The sequence below is a fragment of the Exiguobacterium sp. s124 genome (assembly GCF_018617485.1).
GTDB lineage: Bacteria > Bacillota > Bacilli > Exiguobacteriales > Exiguobacteriaceae > Exiguobacterium > Exiguobacterium aestuarii.
In genome coordinates this window covers 736,349-758,879 of record NZ_JACSKH010000001.1, presented here as the reverse complement: position 1 = coordinate 758,879, position 22,531 = coordinate 736,349, and the positions used below count along the sequence as shown (strand labels likewise).

Here is a 22,531-nt window from a genome sequence, read left to right as displayed (position 1 = left end):
TGGAAAAGCTTATCTTCTTGAATTTTTTTTGAAAGTGTTGCATGTTTGTACTGAATGGATTTAATTCAATAAACTCTCTATAATAGATGTATACGCTTTGAGGAGGAATTCGATGAAGACGACGAAAGATGTAATCATCATCGGTGGCGGCCCGGTCGGACTGTTCACCGCATTTTACGCAGGCATGCGCCAACTCGATACGACGTTGATTGAAAGCTTACCGCAACTCGGCGGTCAGTTGTCAACGCTCTATCCTGAAAAATATATTTATGATATCGCTGGTTTCCCGAAAGTGAAAGCACAGGACTTGATCGATCAATTGAAAGCGCAAGCTGATCAATTCGAGCAAGACTACCGCCTCGGCGAAACGGTTGAAACGGTGGAACGTCTTGAGGACGGCACATTCGTTTTGACGACAAATAAAGAAGAATATCATACGAAAGCCATCATCATCACTGCAGGAAACGGTGCCTTCTCGGCTCGTCCACTCGGTCTTGACGGCTGTGAAGATTACGCAAACCTTCATTACTTCGTCGACAACATGGAGAAATTCCGTGATCGCCGTGTCATGATTGCAGGTGGCGGAGATTCAGCCGTCGACTGGGCGCTCATGCTTGAAGGGATTGCGAAAGAAGTACACATCGTCCACCGTCGCGACCGCTTCCGTGCTCACGAACATACGGTCGAGCAGATGAGAGCATCGACGATTAACGTCCTTACCCCATACAACATCGAGTCACTTTCAGGTGAGACACATATCGAATCTGTCGAACTGACAGATAAAGACGGTGAGTCGAAAATCGTTGAAATTGATGATTTGATTTGTAACTACGGATTCGTTTCATCTCTTGGTCCAATCAAGAACTGGGGAATGGAATTTGAGAAGAACACAATCCGCGTCGACTCACGTATGGAAACGACAGTCGCCGGCATCTTCGCTTGTGGTGATATCGCCACATACGAAGGAAAAGTGAAGTTGATCGCAACAGGTTTCGGTGAAGCCCCAATCGCCATCAACCAAGTAAAACAACTTGTGGACCCGACTGCTCGTCACCCACAACACTCGACATCTGTATTTGCCGGGAAATAATCATCAATCCTCTGTGGACCGTATCCACAGAGGATTTTTTCATTTCCTCATCGTCTGAATGATGACCCGGTCAATCCAGTCATCCAACTGCGTGAAGACGTAGCCCGCTTTTTTCGCTTCAGCGATTGACATGTAATAGTCGACATCCGAATCATATGGGGACGACTCCCCGTCTTTTATAATATGGACCGGTTTTCCGACGTGATGACCGATCCGTTCCATCAGAGCACCCATGGAGATCAGACCGTCACTTGCCGCGTTGAATGGACCCGTCACGTTCGCGCGTCCTACCCATTCTAAAAATGCCGCTGCTTCCGCACTTGAGATGAAACCCATCTTCGCTTCCGGATGATGCAAGACAACCGGTTCCTCGTTACGAATCGCATCCACATAAAATTTGAGTCGATCTGTATAATCGTCCGGTCCTAGGACAATTGGCAGGCGAACGGTCGCGACCGGGAACGAGGCCCGGTGGAAGAAGAACGATTCGGCCTCTCGCTTTCCTTGTCCGTAATCATGCTCGGCTTCTAAGTGGTATTCATAATGGAGCGGATTGAAGTCACTCTCTTTTAAGTCAGGACCCGGAGCATACACCGACATCGTAGACGTCAGTACATATTTCCCCACTTTGTCCATGAACGCGTCCGACGCAATCTTTGCCTGATACGGCGTAAAACAAATATTGTCGTAGACGAGGTCGTACCGTTCGCGTGCCAAGTCTTTCATCGTTGCGACCGATTGCCGATCTCCTTTGATCGAACGTATCCCTTCGGCTTCTGGCACTTGCAGTTGCCCTCTCGTCACAATCGTCACATCGTCCCCCGCCTCCGCGAGTCGCAAGGCAAGTCGTTTCCCGAAATAGCGTGATCCTCCAAAAATCAATACTTTCCTCATCACCCTAGCCCCCTTTAATACGATTCTCTTCCTACATTCCCTTTCCCCGACGTTCCATAACTGGTCGAATCGCACAAAAAAAAGACTATGGCGCGCCATAGTCTAACGTGATTAACATTCTCCAGGTGTACCGGCGTTCGTTGCCGTACGGAAACTTGAGCCGCAGCCGCACGTGGCGATCGCATTCGGGTTTTTAATCGTAAAGCCTCCGCCGAGCATCGACTGCTTATAGTCGATCTCAAGTCCATCGACGACCCCATGATCCACTTCAGCGACGATGACGCGGACACCATGATGATCAAATTGAACATCTTTGTCCGTTTTCTCTTCATCAAAGCCCATTCCATATGAAAGTCCTGTACATCCGCCACCTTGGACCTTTACTCGCAAATATTGTGCATCCGGGCGTTCGGTCTGTTTCATCATCTCTTGTACTTGAAGTGCTGCTGATTCTGTCAAATGAATCATCTGAACTCCTCCTCATTTTATCTTCATTTCAAGTCAATTGACTTGTAGTTTTGTGCATTATCTTGTATAACTAAACTGTAACAAAAAAAATTAAATCGTTCCATCTTCGGGGCAGGGTGAAATTCCCGACCGGCGGTATTGAAGAATTTATTCTTCTCAGCCCGTGAGCGAGCAAGGCGTTGCTTGCTGATTTCGTGAGATTCGAAAGCCGACAGTATAGTCTGGATGGGAGAAGATGGCGGCATCCGACCGATATCCGGATGTTTTCTTTGATGTGGACTCTTTCACCTCGGAAAACATCTATTTCGTATGCGCGTAAACTCTCCCGATTGTCTTCATTGCAATCGGGTTTTTATATGCGACGGGTGCCATTCATCGAGGAGCGACCTAAAGGAGAGATTCTGATGAAAACTACGCGCAACAAACGACTGACAACAATGGTGACTTTGGCGATGCTCGGGACGATTTCGTTCGTACTCATGCTATTCAACTTCCCGCTCCCATTTTTACCGCCATTCCTCAAAGTGGACTTTAGTGACATTCCTGCACTCATTGCCGGGATCGTCTTTTCACCACTCGCAGGTGTCGTGGTCGTCGGATTGAAAAACGTCTTGTATTATGTCTTTAACGGTGGCGGTGTCCCGGTCGGAGAAGTCGCAAACTTCTTCGCAGGTGTCGCATTCATGTACCCGGTCGCATGGTTCTATCACAAACGGAAGACGAACAAAGCACTCGCTTCTGGACTACTCGCCGGTACAATCACAATGGCACTCAGCCTCGCCATCTTAAACTATCTCGTCATCTTGCCAGCCTATGCTTTCTTCTTCGGAATGGCAGACATGGCCGATCCGGCCGTGAAGACGGACCTCGTCCTTTACGGGATTTTACCGTTCAACTTGATTAAAGCCATCTTAATCAGCGCACTCTTCGTTCCACTCTTCTTGAAATTGAAGCCGTGGATCGAACGTCAACGTTTACAGCTTCAAGCGTAATCGATATACAAGCATCTAGGCATTGCCTAGATGCTTTTTTTCATCATATGATTTGGAGGATATTGATTGATGGAACATGAACAGGACTTGATTCATTTCTTACAGCAAGATGCAGAACTCATGAAGCACCTCCGCACCGTCGCTACTCTTCATCTACCAGACTGGTGGATTTGCGCGGGCTATATCCGCGCAAAAATATGGGATCATCTCCACGGATACGAGACCCCGACCCAGACGGACGACGTGGATGTTATTTCAAACATCAAAACGAATCGAGAAGTAATTAGAGCAGACGTTGTATCAACGAGATCCAGACGTACCTTGGTCTGGTGAACTACTCGCCACTTATTTGCTTCGCACATTGAAGTGGGAGCTTCTTGGGAAGACCGTACTTTTATTAGCCACGATTATTTACCAAGCTCGTCGGGTGGTTCCCACCCTGAAGGAATTCGTTTTAGTTTGCCAACATCAACAGGTTGATGCTTGCGTTGATGTCACGGTCATGATGAACACCACAATGAGTACACGTCCATTCACGGACATCCATCGCCTTCTTCTCGCCTTTCACGCCGCAAGTGGAACAGATTTGAGTGGATGCGAACCATTGATCCGCCTTGATGAGCGTCCGTCCGTAGAAGTTTGATTTGTATTCGAGTTGACGGACGAACTCGTACCAACTGACATCCCCGACGGACTTCGCCACCTTGTGATCCTTCATCATGTCCTTCGACTTCAATGTCTCCACGACGATGACTTGGTTCTCGTCAACGATCCGTCTCGACAGCTTGTGAAGGAAGTCCTTGCGTTGGTTCGCGATCTTCTCATGTCTCTTGGCGAGGATCAGCCTGGCTTTCTCCCGGTTCCGGCTCCCGATCTTCTTGCGTGACAGCGCGCGCTGCGCCTTCTTGACCTTCGCTTCCGACTTCCGGAGGAGTCGGGGGTTGTCGATCTTCTCCGAGACCATTTCGTCATTCGTCATGATGGCGAAGTGCTCCAAACCGAGATCGATCCCGACCTTGTTCTTGACTGGTATCCATGGTTCATCGTCCTGTTTGACGAGGATGGAGATGAAGAACTTGCCCGTCTTGGTCATCGACACCGTCGCCGACCGGATGACGCCCTCGAACGGGCGATGTTGTGTGAACTTCACGAACCCGACCTTCGGCAGCCGGACCTTGCCCGCCTCGATGCGGATCGTGCCGTGCTGGTTATTCGTCGTGTAGGAGGCGCGCGACCGTCGTCTCGACTTGAACACCGGGAAGTCGGCCGTCCCGGCGAAGAACTTCGCGAACGCCGTGTCGAGGTTCAGCTTCGCGTTCGCGAGCGCGAGGCTGTCCGCCTCGGCGAGGAACGGGAACAGGGGCTTGTAGGAGGCGGGGGTCGCCGGTTTCCGTCTCGGCCCGGTCCCCGCCTTCGCCTCCTCGCGGATGGCGATACGGTCCTCGAGCAGCTTGTTGTAGATGAACCGTGCGCAGCCGATCGTCCGGACCAAGAAATCGGCCTGCGCCGGCGTCGGGTGGAGCCTGTATGTGTAGCCTTTCAGCATGTCCGTCCCCTCTCCCTCCAGAAGATCGTGATGTGTCCTCCTCATCCGATACCCATGGAGGGGGAGGGAGAATCTGACGGAATCACGAACTTTTGTTCGATATATCTGTCACAGGGAAAAAGAGTTTTGGACCGGGCGATTCATCACCTACCTATGCCGGGATACAACCCGAGACGCTGAGAGGAGGGAGAATTCTCGCCTGATTTAGTTAAAAACCAAGCAAGAATGCATCATGTGAACCATCTCCCACCGTACACCTCATCTACGGATGCACTAGCCCATTTCCCTGAGACGGTGACAGCAATCGGGGTACGTCTCAATTTAGACGGTGAGCTCATTCTCTCAGCACCCTATGGAGTTCAAGACCTTCTCACACTACAAGTTAGACCTACACCGTATTTTGAAACAAGCACCTCAAAACATCCAATCTACTTGAAACGAATGGCTCAAAAAAATTGGCCAGCTCAATGGCCGAACGTCAAATTGTATACATAATCCCACACTAAAAAAACGCGACCACCGAAGTGATCGCGTTTTCTTATACTAATTAGAGAAGAAGTCCAGCCAATGTAGCTGACATCAAGTTTGCAAGCGTACCTGCGAGAATCGCGAGAACACCCATACGTGCGATGTCACCACGACGGTTTGGCGCCATACCACCAAGACCACCGAGAAGGATCGCGAGTGACGAGATGTTTGCGAAACCACAAAGTGCGAATGCAATCATCGCTTCTGTACGAGCTGACAAATCACCAGAACCGATGATCGGTGCGAACTCAGAGAATGCAACGAATTCGTTCAAGACTAGTTTTTGACCGAGGAAGCTACCGAATTGTACTGCATCTGCCCACGGCACACCAATGACAAATGCGAGTGGCGCGAACACATAACCAAGAATCAATTCGAGTGACAAGCTATCGAATCCGAAAAGACCACCAATTGATCCAAGGATCAAGTTAAGAAGCGCAATCAATGAAACGAACGCGAGAAGCATTGCACCGACGTTCAAGGCAAGGAAGAGACCGTCAGAAGCACCACGTGCCGCTGCATCGACGAAGTTCGCCGCTCTGTCTTCTTCTTCCTCTGCAATCTCGATGTCATCATCGTACTCTTCTGTTTCTGGCACGATGATTTTAGCAAATAAGAGACCAGCTGGTGCTGCCATGAAACTTGCTGCGAGCAAGTATTCGAGCGGTACACCAAGCGCTGCGTATCCAGCAAGTACAGAACCGGCAACCGATGCGAGACCACCGACCATGACTGCGAAGAGCTCAGATTGTGTCATCGTAGGAAGGTAAGGCTTGATGACAAGCGGTGCTTCCGTTTGACCAACGAAGATGTTTGCTGTTGCTGAAAGTGACTCTTTACGTGACGTTCCTAATGCTTTTGCAAGTGCCGTACCGAGGATACGGATGACCCACTGCATGACGCCAAGATAGTAAAGTAACGCGATTAATGATGACATGAAAACGATAATCGGAAGTACTTGGAATGCGAAGACGAAGTTGTCGCCGCCGACTGCTGTTCCGAATACGAACGCAATCCCGTCACCCGCCGTGTTCAAGATGGCTTGAACGCCGCTCGAGATCCATTCAAGTGCCGCACGTCCCCAAGACGTATACAACACGAGGAAAGCAAACGCGAATTGAACAGCGAACGCTGCCAAGACCGTGCGCCATTTGATGGCTTTACGGTTGGTAGAGAAGATGTAAGCGATTGCAATTAGTGCCAAAATACCAACCACACTCATGATTTTCATTGATGTTGTGCTCCTTTCATATTAAACAAAGCTATTATATGTGTCATACCCGAAAAGAGATGTGCCCTACCGTTTGAAACGCTTTCTTTTTCTCGTTGTTAAACGTCAGACAACCTACATTCGAACCTCTTAGAATATAACATCCCTCTTTTTAAAATGCAACGGGTGAAATAAAAAAGTTTGAGGTCATCCCCCAAACTTTTTACCATGCCATCTCTTCTATTTTTTCATACACCTTCGTCACTAATTCATCCGGTGTTTCACCGGTCACAACTTCCCCATCGACAAGGCAGAACAAATCGAGGGAACAGACGCCACAGTAGCCCGTACAGCCGTATTCGACTACATCGAGGTCCGGGTCGGACTCCAATTTTGCTCGGGCAACCTGTGAGCCCATCGCTAAATTCGAGGCACAAAATTCGATGATTGGATTCATCATATATGTCACCGTCTTTCTTTACGTGAATTATCGGAAAATGGTTCTTCTACGGCAGATTATAACATGATACAGTTGAAGAGTAACAAAGGGGGATTATTATGCGCAAATTAGTCGTCTTAGGGGGCGGTTATGGGGGAATGCGTGTCATCGAAAGAGTTCTTGGACACCAGTTGAAGGACGTCTCGGTCACGCTCGTCGATCGCTTACCTTATCATGGATTAAAAACAGAGTATTATGCGCTCGCTGCAGGAACGGTCTCGGACCGCGATATTCGCATCGACTTTCCGGAAGAAATTGACTACATATACGGACAAGTCACGGATATCGATACGGAAGACAAGATGGTTCTTCTCGCGAGTGGAGAAAAAGTACCGTATGATGACCTCGTCATCGGATTAGGCTGTGAGGACAAGTATCATAACGTCCAAGGGGCAGCGGAATTCACGTACAGCATCCAAACACTTGAAGAATCACGTAAAACGCAGCAAGCGATCAACGGGTTACGACCTGACTCGGTCGTTTCAGTCGTTGGAGCGGGATTATCTGGCGTTGAACTCGCAAGCGAACTACGCGAGAGTCGTCCTGATTTGACGGTTCGCTTGTTTGACCGTGGCCCTTCGGTGTTATCATTCTTATCCAATCGTGTCTCGATGTATGTTCAATCTTGGTTCGAAGAGCATGGGGTCGAAGTCATCAACAACGCCAACATTACGCGCGTCGATGCCGATGGTTTATGGAACCATGAAGATTTGTTCCCTTCTGACTTGACCGTATGGACAGCCGGGATTCAACCGGTCGCTGTCGTACGCAACCAAGGATGGGAGCTCGATGGAGGCGGACGTGTCAAACTGACGGAACATCATTTCGTACCAGGCTTACCGGACGTATTCGTCGTCGGAGACAACGCGAGCTTGCCGTACGCACCGTCTGGACAACTCGCCGAAGCTCAGGCGGAACAAATCGTTCAAGTGCTCCTCTGTAAGTGGAAGGGGCTCGCCTATCCAGAGTTACCTGACATCAAATTGAAAGGGACGCTCGGTTCCCTCGGGAAGAAAGCAGGCTTTGGGGTGTTTATGGGGAAACAATCGCTCACCGGAAAAGTCGCTCGCCTATTGAAGTCCGGTATTCTTTGGAAACATAAAGTCATCAAATAACCGATTGCGAATTGACCTGACTGGTCGATTCGCTTTTTTTATAAATCCGATCATCGATTATTCATTTAACCACCGTCTTATTGAGTCAAAAGTCTTGTATCTTAATCCCCTCTATCCTTATCTAAATATTCAGATTTTTAATGCCTACGACATATTCTATACGTTGGAAAAACTTGTTACTCTATGAACACGGCAGCCCGACATCCTGTCATCTTGCCTACTACCCTAAAGGAGGAAACAAGTTGAAAAAAATCTGTAGCACCGTCCTCGCATCATTGCTCGTCTTATCAACCGTACCTGGAGGCGCAGAAGCTGCCCCGAACAAGGAGAAAGAACGCGTCCTCGTCGTCTTCAAAGAATCGGCAAAGAAAATCCCACTCTCGATTGAAGGCATGGAAGTTAAACAACAGTATTCGAATATTCCAGCAGCGGCACTCGAAGTTCCGAAGTCTGCCCTGAACGGACTGAAGAATAACCCGCATGTCGCACATGTGGAAGTGGATCAAACGGTACATATCGAGAACCAAAGCCAAGATTGGGGAATTCCTAAATTACAAGCTCCTTCCGCTTGGCAGAGCGGATTCACTGGTAAAGGTGTCAAAGTATCCGTCGTCGATACCGGGATCTCCGCTCACCCGGACTTAACGATTGCCGGTGGTGCCTCATTTAGTACGGTGACGAGTTCTTATGCCGATGACAACGGTCACGGGACGCACGTCGCTGGGATTATCGGAGCCCGTAACAATAGTATCGGGACGGTCGGAATCGCACACGAGGCAAGTATTTATGCCGTCAAAGCACTTGAGGCAAACGGAAGTGGTAGTCTATCGAGTATCATTGCCGGGATTGACTGGTCGATTACGAACGACATGGACATCATCAACTTGAGCCTTGGAACGACAAGTCCTTCGACGACACTCCAACAAGTCGTGGATCGTGCGAATAACGCAGGGATTCTCGTCGTTGCAGCAGCCGGTAACAATGGACGTACCGATGGATCAGGAGACCTCGTCAACTACCCGGCTCGTTACAACTCGGCAATCGCCGTCGCTGCGACAGATATCAATAACAACCGCGCCTCATTCTCAGCAACAGGTAGCACAGTCGAAGTAGCGGCTCCTGGAGTCAGCATCAATTCAACACTCTCTAATGGCGGCTACGGTCAAATGAGTGGGACATCGATGGCGACACCTTACGTCGCAGGTAACCTTGCGCTCATGAAGCAAGCCTTCCCGACGTTATCGAGCACGCAACTCCGTACGAAATTATCGCAAGATTCGATTGACCTCGGTACGGCAGGTCGTGACACTTGGTTCGGAAATGGACTCGTCCAAGCCCCTACTTCTGGTGGTACGACACAACCAGTACAATCACTTACGACGACGGTATCGACATCGAAGTCATACTACTACGCGGGTGAAGTCGTCTCAATCTCTTCGACGGTGCGCAATTCGAATGGACAAGTAGTCGCAAACGCTGATGTCCGTGTGACGGTCACACAACCGAACGGTGCGACACTCGTCGGCACAGGGAAGACGAATGCTTCAGGTGCGATCACATTCACGCTCTCTACAAATTCTTGGTCACAACGTGGTACGTATCAAGTGAAGTCAGACGCGACACTAACTGGTTACACAGCTGGTTCGGCGACATCTTCGTTCCAACTTCTCTAACCGAAAAAGGTCGAGCGAATCAAGTCGTTCGAAGCGACTCGGTTCGTTTTTTACGTTGATTTCATACTTCTATAAACGTTGCGCCGTATCCATCAGCTGTGTCGAAGACGTCGCAATCTGCGTCGTCGCCCGCTTTAGCTCGGCAATCGACTCGACAATCTCATCGATATCCCCGGCGAGGCTACCCATCTGTCCGTCCGCATGTTCAGAGTCCCCTGAGATTTGCAGGAAGGCGTCCGTCACTTGATTGATTCGCCTCATCGTCTGCTTCATCTCTTGCTCGGTTGAGAGGACACGGGTCGACGTTTCTTCCATTTGATTCGTGAGTCGCTTCACCAAGTCCTCGACTTCTTCCGCCGCTTGTTTGGACTGACTCGCAAGCGTCCGAACCTCGGAAGCGACGACTTGGAACCCTTTCCCTTGTTCCCCTGCTCGTGCAGCTTCGATGGCAGCGTTCAAACTGAGCAAGTTCGTCTGATTGGCGATTTGTTTCACTGAGTCCGCAATCGTCATAATTTCATTCATCAACTTTTCAAGTGCTTTGATTTCTTGAGCCGAATCGGACAAGTCTCGTGCGATTTCGTCGAGGCGTCCCGTCTCTGACAATATCGTATCCTTCCCACTCACCGAAGAGTGAAGTACCGTCCTCAGCTTTGTCTGTGTGAGTGAGCTTGAATGCTTCATATCATCTGCCCGCTCATTCATCGACTGAAAACTCGCCATGACTTCTTGTGAGAGGGCGGCTAAATCTTCGCTCGCCTGCTGAATCGTTTGGCTGATTTCATCTTTCACATGTTGCATCTGGTCACGAACGACGTCCGCTTCATCATCAAACATCTCAAGCACGATTTGTTGCTCGAAGTTAAAGATTTTCGAAACAGCCATCATCAACTTCATTTTCGATCCTTCATCAAGCTGTTCGTGTTGAATCGACAAGACGAGCGTTTCAAATATCTTTTGAAAAGCCGCCATATACCACTTCCCTTTCAAGCCAATCAAATAGTGGCGTTTGGCAATGGCAAGACGTCTGTTAATGTACGCTTCATCAAGTTTCCCCTCAAACATCTCCATAATATGGTTCGATAAGGTCAGTTTCAGTTTGTCCGATGACGAATGTTGCCGAATCAATTCTCTCATCTCGTCGATCTTCTCAAGCTCTTCATAAAACACATCGACTAACTGTGGGGTCAATTGACGTAGTTCCTGTTGATACGCACGTAAATATGCGAGATCTTCAAGTTCGAGGCGAATCAACTGCCGTTGTCGTTCCAACTCTTCTGGAAGTGCGATCAGCAAGTGCTCCATTTGGGACGAAGTGTCTAAATGAATTGGCATATTTCGTTTTCGAGCAAACATTGAACAGTCCTCCTTCAATGAATGGATTCATTTAATTTTCAAAATATTATAAAAATTATGCAGGTTATGTTCAGTTTATCCCGATAGACAAAAGTTGTAAAATCTTTTTCCAAATAACAAGTCAGTAAAAAACTGACCTTTGACAAAGGTCAGTTCAAAGTCTCTCTGTAGAGACCAATAATTCTTCAGACGAGGTCGCGATCTGACTCGTTGCTTTTTGTAATTCAATAATTGCATTCGTCACATCTTGAATCTCCTCGAACAGATGATTCATCCTCCCATCCGTTGCAGTCGTGTCGGTTGCGATTTTGACGAACAGTTCCGTCACTTGGTGCATCCGAACCATCGCATCTCTCATCTCTCGCTCCGTCGTCGTCACACATGCTGTCGTTTCCTGAATTTGTCGATTTAAACGTTTTGTCAGTGCCTCGACTTGTTCAGCTGACGTTTTGGATTGGTTGGCTAGCTGCCTTACTTCCGTGGCCACAACTTGAAATCCTTTGCCCTGCTCCCCAGCACGTGCCGCTTCGATTGCGGCATTCAAGCTGAGCATATTCGTTTGCTCGGCAATCCGTTTTACGCTGCTTGTGATCGAAGAAATTTCAGACATCAATTGATTGAGCTCTCCCATTTGATTTGCAGAATCGGACAAATTTTCAGATATAGTTGTCAGGTGTGTCGTCTCATTCACTAATGACTCTTTCCCTGACTGTGAGGAAGCACGCATATTTCCGAGCGTGACTTTCGTGCCCTCACTCATCGATCGCATCGCCCCGATCTTATCATTCATCAGACTAAAATTAGCCGTCATTTCCTGGGTCATCGAAACAAGTCCTTCGGTTGTCGCTTGGACGGTTCGACTCATTTGTTCACGGTAATCCATTTGCTGCTGCATGTTGGACGCTTCTTCATCAAACATTTCTAGCACAATTTGTTGCTCAAAGTTGAAAATTTTCGTCACCGCTGAGAGAAGTCTCATCTTCGAAAACGGGTCGAACGGTTCTGCTTCGATGTTCTCTAACACATGATCAAAGATTTGTTGGAAGGCCGCCATATACCATTTCCCTTTGAGACCAATCATATGATGACGTTTCGCAATTCGGTAACGTTTTTCAATATACGCTGAGTCAATGACCCCCTCAAACATCTCACCGATATGCGTTGTTAAGGTCACTTTGAGCCGGTCCGAAGATGAATGTTGATTGATCATCTGCTTTAATTCTTCGATTTCTTCTAAGTGACGATAAAACAAATGAACGAGTTGTGGAAGTGCTTCTTGAATGTAAGATCGATAACTTCTCAAATATGCTAGATCTTCTAGCGTCAGTTGAATCAACTGTCGTTGTTGATTTAGTTCTGATGAAAGATCGATTTTGACTCGATCCATTTCAATCACTTGATCCAATCTTTTTTGTACGTCTATCTTTTTTCGAAACATCGCCGTCGCCTCCTACAATAAATAGGATACAAAAAGACGAACTTATTTCCTTCATTCAAAAATAAGAAGTTTTTGTAGACGAAAAAGACGACTTCATCACACATGAAATCGCCTCATTTGTCCTATTTCATTTTTGCTTTGCTTCAATCGCCGCATACACTTTTCGTAATTGAACGACCCCTTCATCAATCACTTCTCCATCGAGCAATACGAGCGGATAGAACCATTCGTCTTCTTTGAGCGCCTGGGCGAACTCATCTTCGCTCTGTTCGAAATCGATATATTCGAACGAAAAAGAATGCTCCGGATACTTCCTTCCGAGCGCACTTTGCAACCACTCATACGTTTCGGTCGAACTCGGTGCACCGACACAACTTGCACATTGAACTTCTGCCCCATATACCGTAATTTTCATCTTTATTCCCCCTCAAATCTATTATACAAAAATTCTTCGATTTCCCGATGATGAAACGCTCAGTGTAAATGATTGAGAAACACTCTCAAACTTGCTAGAATAAAGTAGAACGAGAAAGGGGTAGATACCATGGAAATGTTTGATCAAGTCCAAGAAGTGCTCGATAAATTGCGTCCGTTCTTGCTTCGTGACGGCGGAGACGTCGAACTCGTTGATGTCGAAGAAGGCATCGTCAAGCTCCGTTTGATGGGTGCTTGCGGCAGCTGCCCGTCTTCAACAATCACGTTAAAAGCCGGTATTGAGCGTGCGCTCATCGAAGAAGTACCAGGCATCGTCGAAGTAGAACAAGTATTCTAAGCAAAAAGGGAGACATTCGTCATCCCTTTTTTTCGTGCTTCCATTCATCTAAACTCTCGACCATATAGGTTGGGAGTTTTTCTTGTTCTTGGATAAACGCCGGTCCATGCACACCTGAGTTGACATGGAGCGTACGAATGCCACCATTAATTCCAAACAAAATATCCGTATGGTAGTTATCCCCGACCATGACGACATCCTCTTTATTTAGTCCAATCATGTCGAGTGCGATGTCGATCATGACCGGTTCCGGTTTTCCGATGAAGAAAGGATCCTTCTCCGTCGTCACGGTCAATACAGACGTGAGCGACCCGTTCCCCGGTAGAAATCCACGTTCAGTCGGAATCGCGATATCCCCATTTGTCGAGATAAATCGAGCTCCCGAACGGATGGCAATCGCGCCACGTGCCAACTTCTCATATGTGATGTGTCGGTCAAGGCCGATGACTACATAGTCCGCTTTCGGTTCGTCCGTGACATGAAAACCACGAGATTCTAACGCAAGACGAAGTCCATCTTCCCCAATCATATAGACAGTTGCTCCTGGAGACATCTTTTCAATATAAAAAGCCGTTGCCATCGCGCTCGTCAAAACGTTCTCCGCTTTCACGTTCGCCCCCATCGCAATCAACTTATCAGCAATCTGTTGTTGCGTCATCGATGCGTTGTTTGTGACGAACAAATATGGGACGCCTGTCGCTTCTAGTTCGTTGACGAAATCGACAGCTGCCTGTACGGGTTCCGTACCGGCATACATCGTACCGTCTAAATCAAACAAATATCCTTTAATCGGTTCCATCCAATCACTCGCTTTCTGGTAAGAATGCGGACACTGGTCCAAGTTCGACTTCTAAGTAGTGACGAACTTGTGCGGAGAATGCCGTGAAGTCTTGTTTCGACGTCTTCACCCATTCGTCAAACTTTGATGCATCGGCGTGCACAAACTCACGAACGTAGTAGGCACGTAATCCGACGAGTGCTTTTGTCGCTTTCGCCGTCGTCTCATCGAGCACGCGCTCATCGAGTAAGATGTCGACAATGTCTTCATAACTTCCAGGGTCTCGCATGATGAACCCGTCAATCATCGAGTTCCCAACATCGATGACCCCTTCCATAAGAAGGACGGCCATTCGCTGTTTCGCAAGATCTACCGTGAACGCATCCCCATTCAATTGATCGGTATGCGCTAACATCGTCTCCATTTGTTCCAGTGTCTGATTAATCTTCTCTCTATTCACAAAATACATGATGATCCCCCCTGCTGTTAATACTAATGCTTTTTCGGTCAGGAGAAAAGAATCTGTCCTATTTACATCATTTATAACATTGTGATACACTAATCAACGGATTTAAGCCGTAAAAAGTATAACACATTGAATAGAGATAACGTGGAGGGTACAACACTATGGAACGTGAATTAGCATTAGAAATCGTACGGGCAACAGAGGCAGCAGCACTCGCATCATCGAAATGGATCGGACGCGGCCAAAAGAACGAGGCCGATGATGCAGCTACGTCAGCGATGCGAGAAGTTCTCGGAACGGTCAATATGGACGCGACCGTTGTCATCGGAGAAGGTGAACTCGATGAGGCACCGATGCTCTACATCGGGGAAAAACTCGGAACGACATTCGGTCCGAAAGTTGACATCGCTGTCGATCCACTCGAAGGAACATCCATTGTCGCAAAAGGCCTTGGAGATGCGATGGTCGTCATCGCCGTTGCGGATGAAGGTGCCCTCCTCCACGCACCAGATATGTACATGGACAAGCTTGTCGTCGGTCCAAACTTAAAAGGGAAAGTCTCACTCGACGAACCGCTCGAGTCAATCATTGAAAAAGCTGCGAAATATAATAACAAGCGCATCGAGGAAGTGACGGTCATCATGCAAGACCGTGACCGTCACGAACACCTTCGTCAAGCCGTCATGAATGTCGGCGCGCGCGTCAAGCTATTCGAGGATGGCGACGTATCCGCCGGAATCGCCGCTGCCGTCAAATCGAACCCGATTGATATTTTCATCAGTACAGGTGGAGCTCCTGAAGGAGTCATCACAGCTGCCGCTGTCAAAGCGCTTGGCGGAGACATGCAGGCTCGTCTACATCCGATGAACGAAGAGGAATCAGCTCGCGTCATCTCAATGGGAATTGAAGATCCACTCCAACTCCTCACGCTCGACGACCTCGTCAAGAGCGATGACTGCATCTTCGCCGCGACGGGTGTCACGTCTGGTGAGTTGCTCGATGGCGTCAAGTTTTTGACGGATGATATCGTCGAGACGACGTCACTCGTCATGCGCTCGAAGACACGCACAATTCGTAAAGTCGTGGCTGAACATCACTTATCATTGAAGCCATACTTACAAAAAACTGAAGTCAACGCCTAAAAAAACGCCTTGCTCAATAAAATGAGCGAGGCGTTTTGTTGATTAGAATCCTTGTTCCGTTCCGTGCACTGGCTCGTCCGAACCAACTTGTTTGTCGCGAATCGAGTCATAGAACGTCGCATACGTTGTTGAGAAGTAAGGTCCGATGAAGAAGAATCCAATTCCGAGCGTCAAAATCCCGACGAGGAACCATCCGAAGAAGGATAAGAAGAGCATGAATGCTTCCATCTTGTGCCCGTCCATGAGACGACGCGATTCCGTAATCGATTCAAGTGCCGAAAGCTCAGGCTGATCGCGTAAGATATACGGCGTAAGCGAGTACGAGAATCCTTTGATGATTCCAGGTACGATGAGCAATAACGTCCACAATACGAGGAACACACCCATCACGAAAGACGTGATGACATGTTTCACATAACGTTTTTGGAACGGTTTGAACAATGTCGAGAGTGATGCGCCATTTCCGCGTGATACGTTAAGCGCGAGCCATGACCAGCCGATGGCAAGTGGAGCAATCAAGACTTGAAGAACGGTCGACACGAAACTTAACGTGGCGTCTGTCGATGTGAACGCTTCCGGTGAATTGGGATCCATTTCAGGAGCGAACCATTGTGGAATCCCGTTGACGATAACGAACAAAAGCGCCAACCCGGCCATGAGCCACCATTTTCCTTTCAACGCTTGCCGTGCATGTTGTTTCCATTCAGATCTCATTGTAACCCATCCTTTTCTATAGTCTTCACTTCAGTGTACGTGAAAAGTCTGTAACACGTTTCAAAAAAACATAAAAAAAGGGAAAGGATTTTTTCCTTTCCGCTTACCGAATCATGACATTGCCTAAAAAGAACTGAGACATGGATAAGATCAATAAGAGCACTCCGAGCGAAAACGCAAGGTGAGATGTAACTTTGAACATGCGGCTCCGTAAAAAAGAGTGGCTATATTCAAAGCGACGGACGATCAACACATGAATAAGTTCAAAAAGAATGACTGCCGCCGTAAAATAGAAGGTCATCATAATATGGAAGCCAAAAAAGAACATGGTCAGTATCCCTAGTCCAAGATTATGAATTCGATTATGGACGTCATCCCGATCCCCGACGGTCGTTTGTACATGTTGCATCCAATCACCTCACTCTAAAAACCAAAACTACGTAACTATCCTTAATGACAATTTATCACATTTTTCCAACCCTTAAACTCGAAGTCATGACTTTTTACCTAAACGAAATATTTGGAAATTAACTGTAATAAAAAAGTGCTGATTGCTCAGCACTTTACGCATTCGTCTCTTCAGTCTTGTTGAACTTACGCTTCAACTTCAGTTTCTGCTTTGTTCCACCAAAGACAGGGCCACTCTCTTCTTCGTTAATATCCGTCTCTTTTTTCAGAACGAAATAAGGACATCCGAAATTGCAATATTCGTATACATAGTCCATCACGTGATCAATCCGGTTCTCATACGTCGCTAATTTCGATTGCGGTTCATAGAACCCTTTCAAACGTAGCTGTCCGTGTCCCCAGTCGCCGACAATATAGTCATATTTATCAAGCACGTCACTATACCGGGCGATAAACGCTTCTTCATCAAAGCCGTCGCGCTTCTCTTCTAAGACGGTATATCCGTGGTGATTCACTCGAATCATCGCTCCCACCTCCACTCTTGTATCATAGCATGTCCCGCTATGACGGCTCTATCCTTTTCGAATGACCTCATGACGAGCAACGATTGTCTCTCGCAGCACATCCCTTAATAATTCGGGCATGAAATATCGTTTCGGCTGGTCTGCTAAGTATGGAAGGAGCGGACCAAACGTCAACATATCGACCGTTGCGACACGATACGTCCGGTTCGGTTCAAGCTTTTCTCCCATGACATAGTATTGACCGTCCCGCTGTTCGATTTGATTCAAACTTGGTTCACCAAGCACAGTGCCTCTGAAACCGAGACCTCTGACGTGCATATTCGTGAACGTTTCCTCGTTTACGTCATGTAAGAAGCGTTCGAGCGTGTTACCGTCAAGTGTCAGGACACATGGATTGATTGGATGTGGACAAATCCGATGAAGCATATTCAACGTGACATTTCCTGGAGCGAGACCGTCTAAGACTACACCTGACGGGATGATCCCGACATCTGCCGCACACCACTCGACCATTCCTTCCACAAGCAATTCACCGAGCGGGGAATGCCCGAACCAATCCGATGCATACCCTTCCGTCTCTGCAATGGTGATATCGAGGAGACGTTCGGCTTCAGCCCCTTCTGAGCGCAGCAACGCCAGCGTATCTGTACTTTCGGCTTGATGGGACAATTCATGAAGTCGTGCTTCCTTCTCGACAACCTCGGCGCCGTCAAGTATCAGCGTCACTTCCCCGACATACTGTCCGTATTTCCCGGCTTGTGCGATCAGTACCCCGTTCGTCATGACGCCTTCATCTAAAACGTGATGCGTGTGGGCACCAAGGATGACGTCAATTTCAGGATACATGTCCGCCAATCGCTCATCCCCGAAGAAACCGAGGTGACTGAGTGCGATGATGACATCACAATGTGCCAACTGCTTCAACGCACGCTTTGTCGCTTCGTAAGGCGATTCGATTTGCCAACCAAGTTCCGGATACAACTCTTCATAAGGGGCTGTGACACCAAATAAGCCGATTTTCAAACCATCTCGCTCGAGGACAAGCGTCTCCTCTACCCAATCTGGTCGTGAACCGTCCGCTTCATACACATTCCCAAGTAAAATCGGAAACGTCGCCTCCTCATATAATTCGGCTAACCAGTCGTGCGGGAACGTAATCCCTTCATTGTTCCCGATGGTAACAGCCGTCGGTTGGAGTCGCTCGAGTAATCGAACGTTCAACTTTCCGCGTGTCACTTCTGTCGCGGGATGTGTACGATCCGCATGATCACCTAAGTCAAAATAAAGCGTATTGTCCGTACGATGTTCCTCTAAAAATGAAACAAGTTTCGGCCATTGGTCGAACTTTGAGTGAAGATCATTGTAGTGAAAAATAGTAAGTTTCGTCACGGCCATCCCTTCCTTCTAAAACAGACTGATTTGTCTAGGTGCAAGCTCGTATTCGAGCCCAAGAATGTCAATCAAACGTTTTGCGTTCGGAGCCGCATCTCCGTCCGAGTTGTTGTTAAAGTATACATACACGTCTTTCGCTTCACGGTCAATCTCCCGGAGCGAGGTAGCGAGTTCTTGAAGTTCTTCCTCGCTATAGCGATACAGACAACGGACATGCCGCCATTCCTGACTCGTCATACCGGGCTTTTTGAGCCATCCTGACGTATTCCGTCCATGCAATCGAACGACGGCTACTTCGGGGTGCGTCACGACCGGCACGAACGGGATGCTACTCTCTTTCGTCTGCGGCTCATCACAAATCGTGTTGATGAATCGTTGCTCCTTTAAAAATTGAAGCGTACGGTCTCGGAACGCTTCAGAGAACCAAGTCGGGTTACGAAACTCGATGGCAATCTCATAATCAGAGAGTTCGGCTCGAAGCGTTCGCAAATAGTCGAGATGCGGTTTTGATACATCGAACCAGGGCGGAAGCTGGACGAGCACGGCACGTAACTTCCCAGCCTGCTTTAATGGCTCGACAGAAACGCGATAACGCTCAAACAACTCAATAAGTGGTGTTTTCGGTTCACGATCATGTCCGCTCATTTCCCGGGAAACTTTGACGACAAATTGGAAATGGTCGGGCGTCTCAGCATCCCATTTTTCAAAGTTCTTCACGGGCTGTATCGCATAAAATGTTGAGTCGACTTCGACGGTCGGGAAATGTCCCGCGTATGTCGATAGTTTATGTTTTCTTTCCTCTGGGGTCGTATATAACAGATCGTGGTCACCCCATCCAGTCACACCAACGTAGATCATAACGTCCTCCTTTTATGACTCTGAAATGACGGTCGCTTTCCGTTTCGACCAGTTCCATGTGCCTGTATACGTAATGAGTAGTAAAACTAGACCCATGATGAACGGATAGCGCATATCGATATCAAACGCGATGCCAGCGAGTGTCGGTCCCAAAATATTCCCGATGCTCATATAGGCGTTGTTCATCCCCATCGCGAGTCCCTGCTCGTTCCCAGCTAATTTTGAGACAAGCGTGTTCAACACCGGACGCAAAATAGACGTCGACAAGAAAATGACAAGTGTCACCGCAAAGAACAACATATACGTTCCTGCAAACAGTGATAATAAGAAACCAAACGCCGCGAGCGCGATGAAGGCGAGGACGACTTTGACCTCTCCCATCAGCTCAACGAGACGGTCTACCGCGAACAATTGGACGATGACGCTGACGACACCCGTCCCTGTCACCATGATGGCAATCTCTTGTGGTGTCGCGCTGAACATTTCACTGACATATAGTCCGAGCACCGACTCATATGCCATGAGCCCGAATGCCATAACCAAGTTGATCAATAACACGAAGAAGTATGGTTTCCGTGTCGACATGACCAATTGAGTCGGTAATGATTCTTTTATTTTCGGTGCCACGTAAGGAGCACGGTCTGGCTCTTTTAACAGAAGCACTGAGGAAATAACGGCGATGAAGGAGACGATTGCTGAGACGAGTAACGGTGTCTTTAAACCAAACTCGGCAAAGAATCCTCCGATCCCTGGTCCAACGACAATTCCTAGCGACATTGCCGCGGAAATATAACTATTCCCTCGCGCTCGCTGTTCGAGTGTCGTGATATCCGCGACATAGGCGAAGATGGCCGGAATCAATAATGCAGCCCCGACTCCCCCGATCGCACGCGAGACGAGCAGGATCGTCAAGTTATCCGATAGATAGAAGACGCCCATCGAAATGGTAAATCCGATGAGGCCCAGAATGATCATCAATCGACGACCATACACGTCTGCCCATTTCCCGGCAATCGGTGACATGACAAGCTGAGCCCCCGCAAATACGGAAATCATCAGTCCTGCGGCGGTTCCCCCTTCGCCAATCATCTTTAAGTAATCCGGAATAATCGGGATGATAATCCCGAAGCCTGCGACGGCAATAAACATATTCAACATGAGAATCGCCAATTGATTTTTTTGTTTTGTTGTCAACGCATGTCACTTCCTTTTCATCCTTCCATTTTACTGTTTGAGCTCACATATGGGCAAACAATAAGACAGAAAAATGCCCATCCTTGACCAAAGGATGGGCTCGACTTATGAGATGCGTGATTGAGCAAGTGATTCTTGTGACGTGCCCTTCGGAAGAAGGAGCGTGATCACATAGACGATCATCGTTGGAACTGCCCAAGCAAGACCAATTTCCGCCATCGGCAAGTTCGAGATCCAAGAAGTGACCGTTGACGGCTGGATGCCGTTCCACGTTTCAAACAACGAGAGAACGAGCGCCGTGTAGATGGTAGCCTTCATCGCCACACCAGGGTTGCGCTGAAGACGCTCTGTCACCGACACGAGCACGAGCGCAATCATGACCGGATAGAGAAGTGTGAGAAGTGGAACCGCAATCTGAATCAACGTTCCCAATCCGACGAGTGAGATCAAATAGCCGAACAATGTAGTCGCGATGACGACATGATGGTATTTGAGTGATTCAAACTGATTGCTGATGAAGCGTGAGAACTCTGAGATGAGTCCGACCGCTGTCGTCAAACAAGCGAGGAAGACCGCTAACCCGAGAGCGAGCATTCCGACTTGTCCGTAAGACGTACCAGCGAACGCTTGAAGAAGGCTTGCACCACTCGTTGTTCCTTCTGAGACCGTCATGTTCGCACCGATTGACCCGAGCGAGATGTAGACGAGCATCAAACAGGTAACCGCGAGCATCCCTGCAGAACGAAGGAGTGAAGACGCTTCTTTTTGGTCACTCAATCCATTGGCTTTCAACGTGACGAGGACGATTGCCCCAAAGACGAGGGCCCCGAATACATCCATCGTCAAATAACCTTGTTGGAAACCTTGTCCGAGTGCGCCGACCCAAGTCTCAAATCCTTCAGCTGGAGCTCCAGGCTCTCCGAGAGGAGCGACAAGGTTCGTGATTCCAATCGCTGCGAGCAAGAACAAGAGAATTGGTGTGATGATTCGTCCGATGACTTCAATCAACTTTTGAGCACGGAGCGTCAAGAAGAACGTCAACCCGAAAAAGACGGTCGAACTCATCGCAAGTGTCAAAGTAGAAGGTGCATCGAGAAACGGGACAAGCCCCATCTCATAAGTGACAGCGGCCGTACGTGGGATTCCGAAGAATGGCCCGATGGCTACATACATCAATCCCGTCAAGACGAGCGCGAGACGTTTTGGAATATAACGAGCAATTTGATCTGTCCCGCCGCCTACCCGAGCGACTGCGAACAAAGCAAGAAGCGGTAAACCGACACCCGTAATGACGAACCCGATCATCGCCGGTACGAGGTTTTCCCCCGCCAAGGCGCCGAGCTCTGGTGGGAACAGCAAGTTCCCGGCCCCAAAGAATAAAGCAAAAATCGTAAACGCTAACGGGAACAATGTCGATTTTTTCATACAACTACCTCCATACACTTGATATTCCGAACGAATTAACAAAAAAATA

Annotated in this window: 25 protein-coding genes and 1 riboswitch; of the genes, 8 read left to right on the top strand and 17 right to left on the bottom strand. The window is 48.2% G+C overall.

The window, feature by feature from the left end:
• The first annotated feature begins 112 nt into the window (after positions 1-112).
• The gene (locus tag KNO85_RS04035; RefSeq protein WP_214787165.1) at positions 113-1,090 is read left to right on the top strand and encodes an NAD(P)/FAD-dependent oxidoreductase; all 978 of its coding nucleotides are present in this window, start codon (positions 113-115) and stop codon (positions 1,088-1,090) included.
• 39 nt (positions 1,091-1,129) lie between these two features.
• Here KNO85_RS04035 and KNO85_RS04030 read toward each other — a convergent pair whose 3' ends face one another.
• Positions 1,130-1,984: an NAD-dependent epimerase/dehydratase family protein gene (locus KNO85_RS04030; protein ID WP_214787163.1), complete on the bottom strand. Its 855-nt coding sequence runs from the start codon at positions 1,982-1,984 to the stop codon at positions 1,130-1,132.
• 111 nt (positions 1,985-2,095) lie between these two features.
• A complete protein-coding gene (locus KNO85_RS04025) occupies positions 2,096-2,452 on the bottom strand; it encodes a HesB/IscA family protein (RefSeq protein WP_214787161.1) in 357 nt (118 codons plus the stop codon).
• 98 nt (positions 2,453-2,550) lie between these two features.
• Positions 2,551-2,693: riboswitch (FMN riboswitch) on the top strand.
• A gap of 163 nt (positions 2,694-2,856) precedes the next feature.
• On the opposite strand from KNO85_RS04025, the gene KNO85_RS04020 reads away from it, so the two are divergent.
• Together KNO85_RS04020 and KNO85_RS04015 are read left to right on the top strand one after the other, a co-directional pair.
• Entirely contained in the window at positions 2,857-3,444 is a 588-nt protein-coding gene (locus tag KNO85_RS04020; protein ID WP_214787159.1) for an ECF transporter S component, read from the top strand.
• A gap of 69 nt (positions 3,445-3,513) precedes the next feature.
• The gene (locus tag KNO85_RS04015) at positions 3,514-3,777 is read left to right on the top strand and encodes a nucleotidyltransferase family protein (RefSeq protein WP_214787156.1); all 264 of its coding nucleotides are present in this window, start codon (positions 3,514-3,516) and stop codon (positions 3,775-3,777) included.
• A 121-nt stretch (positions 3,778-3,898) separates the two neighbouring features.
• Here KNO85_RS04015 and tnpB read toward each other — a convergent pair whose 3' ends face one another.
• Positions 3,899-4,990: an IS200/IS605 family element RNA-guided endonuclease TnpB gene (tnpB, locus tag KNO85_RS04010; protein ID WP_214787154.1), complete on the bottom strand. Its 1,092-nt coding sequence runs from the start codon at positions 4,988-4,990 to the stop codon at positions 3,899-3,901.
• 225 nt (positions 4,991-5,215) lie between these two features.
• Here tnpB and KNO85_RS04005 point away from each other — a divergent pair, with 225 nt between their 5' ends.
• A complete protein-coding gene (locus tag KNO85_RS04005) occupies positions 5,216-5,485 on the top strand; it encodes a nucleotidyltransferase family protein (RefSeq protein ID WP_251130578.1) in 270 nt (89 codons plus the stop codon).
• A 52-nt stretch (positions 5,486-5,537) separates the two neighbouring features.
• On the opposite strand, the gene KNO85_RS04000 is transcribed toward KNO85_RS04005, so the two are convergent.
• Together KNO85_RS04000 and KNO85_RS03995 are read right to left on the bottom strand one after the other, a co-directional pair.
• On the bottom strand, positions 5,538-6,749 hold the full coding sequence (locus KNO85_RS04000) for a NupC/NupG family nucleoside CNT transporter (protein ID WP_214787152.1): 1,212 nt from the start codon (positions 6,747-6,749) through the stop codon (positions 5,538-5,540).
• Between the two features lie 202 nt (positions 6,750-6,951).
• The gene (locus tag KNO85_RS03995; protein WP_074033523.1) at positions 6,952-7,188 is read right to left on the bottom strand and encodes a YuzB family protein; all 237 of its coding nucleotides are present in this window, start codon (positions 7,186-7,188) and stop codon (positions 6,952-6,954) included.
• A gap of 98 nt (positions 7,189-7,286) precedes the next feature.
• On the opposite strand from KNO85_RS03995, the gene KNO85_RS03990 reads away from it, so the two are divergent.
• Positions 7,287-8,342, top strand: coding sequence for an NAD(P)/FAD-dependent oxidoreductase (locus tag KNO85_RS03990; protein ID WP_214787150.1), 1,056 nt, complete (start codon positions 7,287-7,289; stop codon positions 8,340-8,342).
• Between the two features lie 242 nt (positions 8,343-8,584).
• Positions 8,585-10,015: a S8 family serine peptidase gene (locus KNO85_RS03985; RefSeq protein ID WP_214787148.1), complete on the top strand. Its 1,431-nt coding sequence runs from the start codon at positions 8,585-8,587 to the stop codon at positions 10,013-10,015.
• A gap of 69 nt (positions 10,016-10,084) precedes the next feature.
• On the opposite strand, the gene KNO85_RS03980 is transcribed toward KNO85_RS03985, so the two are convergent.
• The 3 genes from KNO85_RS03980 to KNO85_RS03970 form a co-directional block, all read right to left on the bottom strand.
• Complete coding sequence (locus tag KNO85_RS03980) at positions 10,085-11,371, bottom strand: globin-coupled sensor protein (protein ID WP_214787146.1); 1,287 nt, start codon at positions 11,369-11,371, stop codon at positions 10,085-10,087.
• 154 nt (positions 11,372-11,525) lie between these two features.
• Positions 11,526-12,809 carry a globin-coupled sensor protein gene (locus KNO85_RS03975; RefSeq protein ID WP_214787144.1) on the bottom strand — a complete coding sequence of 428 codons (1,284 nt, stop codon included), beginning with the start codon at positions 12,807-12,809 and terminating at the stop codon, positions 11,526-11,528.
• Between the two features lie 127 nt (positions 12,810-12,936).
• Positions 12,937-13,224 (bottom strand): YuzD family protein, encoded by a 288-nt coding sequence (locus tag KNO85_RS03970; RefSeq protein WP_214787142.1) that lies wholly within the window; start codon positions 13,222-13,224, stop codon positions 12,937-12,939.
• Between the two features lie 129 nt (positions 13,225-13,353).
• Here KNO85_RS03970 and KNO85_RS03965 point away from each other — a divergent pair, with 129 nt between their 5' ends.
• Positions 13,354-13,581 (top strand): NifU family protein, encoded by a 228-nt coding sequence (locus KNO85_RS03965; protein WP_012726833.1) that lies wholly within the window; start codon positions 13,354-13,356, stop codon positions 13,579-13,581.
• Positions 13,582-13,600: 19 nt separating this feature from the next.
• Here the strand turns inward: KNO85_RS03965 and KNO85_RS03960 are convergent, their stop codons facing one another.
• Both KNO85_RS03960 and KNO85_RS03955 read right to left on the bottom strand, forming a co-directional pair.
• Positions 13,601-14,380 (bottom strand): TIGR01457 family HAD-type hydrolase, encoded by a 780-nt coding sequence (locus tag KNO85_RS03960; RefSeq protein ID WP_214693457.1) that lies wholly within the window; start codon positions 14,378-14,380, stop codon positions 13,601-13,603.
• Positions 14,381-14,384: 4 nt separating this feature from the next.
• Positions 14,385-14,828 carry a DUF86 domain-containing protein gene (locus tag KNO85_RS03955; protein WP_214787140.1) on the bottom strand — a complete coding sequence of 148 codons (444 nt, stop codon included), beginning with the start codon at positions 14,826-14,828 and terminating at the stop codon, positions 14,385-14,387.
• Between the two features lie 158 nt (positions 14,829-14,986).
• On the opposite strand from KNO85_RS03955, the gene glpX reads away from it, so the two are divergent.
• Positions 14,987-15,967: a class II fructose-bisphosphatase gene (gene glpX, locus KNO85_RS03950; protein ID WP_047795127.1), complete on the top strand. Its 981-nt coding sequence runs from the start codon at positions 14,987-14,989 to the stop codon at positions 15,965-15,967.
• Positions 15,968-16,009: 42 nt separating this feature from the next.
• Here glpX and KNO85_RS03945 read toward each other — a convergent pair whose 3' ends face one another.
• The 7 genes from KNO85_RS03945 to brnQ all read right to left on the bottom strand — a co-directional run bounded on the left by KNO85_RS03945 (position 16,010) and on the right by brnQ (position 22,482).
• The gene (locus tag KNO85_RS03945; protein WP_214787138.1) at positions 16,010-16,681 is read right to left on the bottom strand and encodes a DUF975 family protein; all 672 of its coding nucleotides are present in this window, start codon (positions 16,679-16,681) and stop codon (positions 16,010-16,012) included.
• A gap of 103 nt (positions 16,682-16,784) precedes the next feature.
• A complete protein-coding gene (locus KNO85_RS03940; protein ID WP_214787136.1) occupies positions 16,785-17,090 on the bottom strand; it encodes a hypothetical protein in 306 nt (101 codons plus the stop codon).
• Positions 17,091-17,244: 154 nt separating this feature from the next.
• Positions 17,245-17,613, bottom strand: a complete 369-nt coding sequence (locus tag KNO85_RS03935; protein WP_214787134.1) for a YutD family protein — start codon at positions 17,611-17,613, stop codon at positions 17,245-17,247.
• Positions 17,614-17,661: 48 nt separating this feature from the next.
• Positions 17,662-19,008: a bifunctional metallophosphatase/5'-nucleotidase gene (locus KNO85_RS03930; protein ID WP_214787132.1), complete on the bottom strand. Its 1,347-nt coding sequence runs from the start codon at positions 19,006-19,008 to the stop codon at positions 17,662-17,664.
• A gap of 9 nt (positions 19,009-19,017) precedes the next feature.
• Complete coding sequence (locus KNO85_RS03925; protein WP_214787130.1) at positions 19,018-19,863, bottom strand: DUF72 domain-containing protein; 846 nt, start codon at positions 19,861-19,863, stop codon at positions 19,018-19,020.
• A gap of 12 nt (positions 19,864-19,875) precedes the next feature.
• The gene (locus KNO85_RS03920) at positions 19,876-21,057 is read right to left on the bottom strand and encodes an MFS transporter (protein WP_214782026.1); all 1,182 of its coding nucleotides are present in this window, start codon (positions 21,055-21,057) and stop codon (positions 19,876-19,878) included.
• Between the two features lie 105 nt (positions 21,058-21,162).
• Positions 21,163-22,482, bottom strand: coding sequence for a branched-chain amino acid transport system II carrier protein (gene brnQ, locus KNO85_RS03915; protein WP_214787128.1), 1,320 nt, complete (start codon positions 22,480-22,482; stop codon positions 21,163-21,165).
• Positions 22,483-22,531 lie beyond the last annotated feature (49 nt).

Coding starts and splice junctions, on each gene's coding strand:
- KNO85_RS04030 (WP_214787163.1), bottom strand. CDS start 1,984: ATGAGGAAAGTATTGATTTTTGGAGGATCACGCTATTTCGGGAAACGA.
- KNO85_RS03990 (WP_214787150.1), top strand. CDS start 7,287: ATGCGCAAATTAGTCGTCTTAGGGGGCGGTTATGGGGGAATGCGTGTC.
- KNO85_RS03970 (WP_214787142.1), bottom strand. CDS start 13,224: ATGAAAATTACGGTATATGGGGCAGAAGTTCAATGTGCAAGTTGTGTC.
- tnpB (WP_214787154.1), bottom strand. CDS start 4,990: ATGCTGAAAGGCTACACATACAGGCTCCACCCGACGCCGGCGCAGGCC.
- KNO85_RS04015 (WP_214787156.1), top strand. CDS start 3,514: ATGGAACATGAACAGGACTTGATTCATTTCTTACAGCAAGATGCAGAA.
- KNO85_RS03980 (WP_214787146.1), bottom strand. CDS start 11,371: ATGTTTGCTCGAAAACGAAATATGCCAATTCATTTAGACACTTCGTCC.
- KNO85_RS04005 (WP_251130578.1), top strand. CDS start 5,216: ATGCATCATGTGAACCATCTCCCACCGTACACCTCATCTACGGATGCA.
- KNO85_RS03940 (WP_214787136.1), bottom strand. CDS start 17,090: ATGCAACATGTACAAACGACCGTCGGGGATCGGGATGACGTCCATAAT.
- KNO85_RS03965 (WP_012726833.1), top strand. CDS start 13,354: ATGGAAATGTTTGATCAAGTCCAAGAAGTGCTCGATAAATTGCGTCCG.
- KNO85_RS03960 (WP_214693457.1), bottom strand. CDS start 14,380: ATGGAACCGATTAAAGGATATTTGTTTGATTTAGACGGTACGATGTAT.
- KNO85_RS03935 (WP_214787134.1), bottom strand. CDS start 17,613: ATGATTCGAGTGAATCACCACGGATATACCGTCTTAGAAGAGAAGCGC.
- KNO85_RS04020 (WP_214787159.1), top strand. CDS start 2,857: ATGAAAACTACGCGCAACAAACGACTGACAACAATGGTGACTTTGGCG.
- KNO85_RS04025 (WP_214787161.1), bottom strand. CDS start 2,452: ATGATTCATTTGACAGAATCAGCAGCACTTCAAGTACAAGAGATGATG.
- KNO85_RS03925 (WP_214787130.1), bottom strand. CDS start 19,863: ATGATCTACGTTGGTGTGACTGGATGGGGTGACCACGATCTGTTATAT.
- KNO85_RS03930 (WP_214787132.1), bottom strand. CDS start 19,008: ATGGCCGTGACGAAACTTACTATTTTTCACTACAATGATCTTCACTCA.
- brnQ (WP_214787128.1), bottom strand. CDS start 22,482: ATGAAAAAATCGACATTGTTCCCGTTAGCGTTTACGATTTTTGCTTTA.
- KNO85_RS03975 (WP_214787144.1), bottom strand. CDS start 12,809: ATGTTTCGAAAAAAGATAGACGTACAAAAAAGATTGGATCAAGTGATT.
- glpX (WP_047795127.1), top strand. CDS start 14,987: ATGGAACGTGAATTAGCATTAGAAATCGTACGGGCAACAGAGGCAGCA.
- KNO85_RS03995 (WP_074033523.1), bottom strand. CDS start 7,188: ATGATGAATCCAATCATCGAATTTTGTGCCTCGAATTTAGCGATGGGC.
- KNO85_RS03945 (WP_214787138.1), bottom strand. CDS start 16,681: ATGAGATCTGAATGGAAACAACATGCACGGCAAGCGTTGAAAGGAAAA.
- KNO85_RS04000 (WP_214787152.1), bottom strand. CDS start 6,749: ATGAAAATCATGAGTGTGGTTGGTATTTTGGCACTAATTGCAATCGCT.
- KNO85_RS04035 (WP_214787165.1), top strand. CDS start 113: ATGAAGACGACGAAAGATGTAATCATCATCGGTGGCGGCCCGGTCGGA.
- KNO85_RS03955 (WP_214787140.1), bottom strand. CDS start 14,828: ATGTATTTTGTGAATAGAGAGAAGATTAATCAGACACTGGAACAAATG.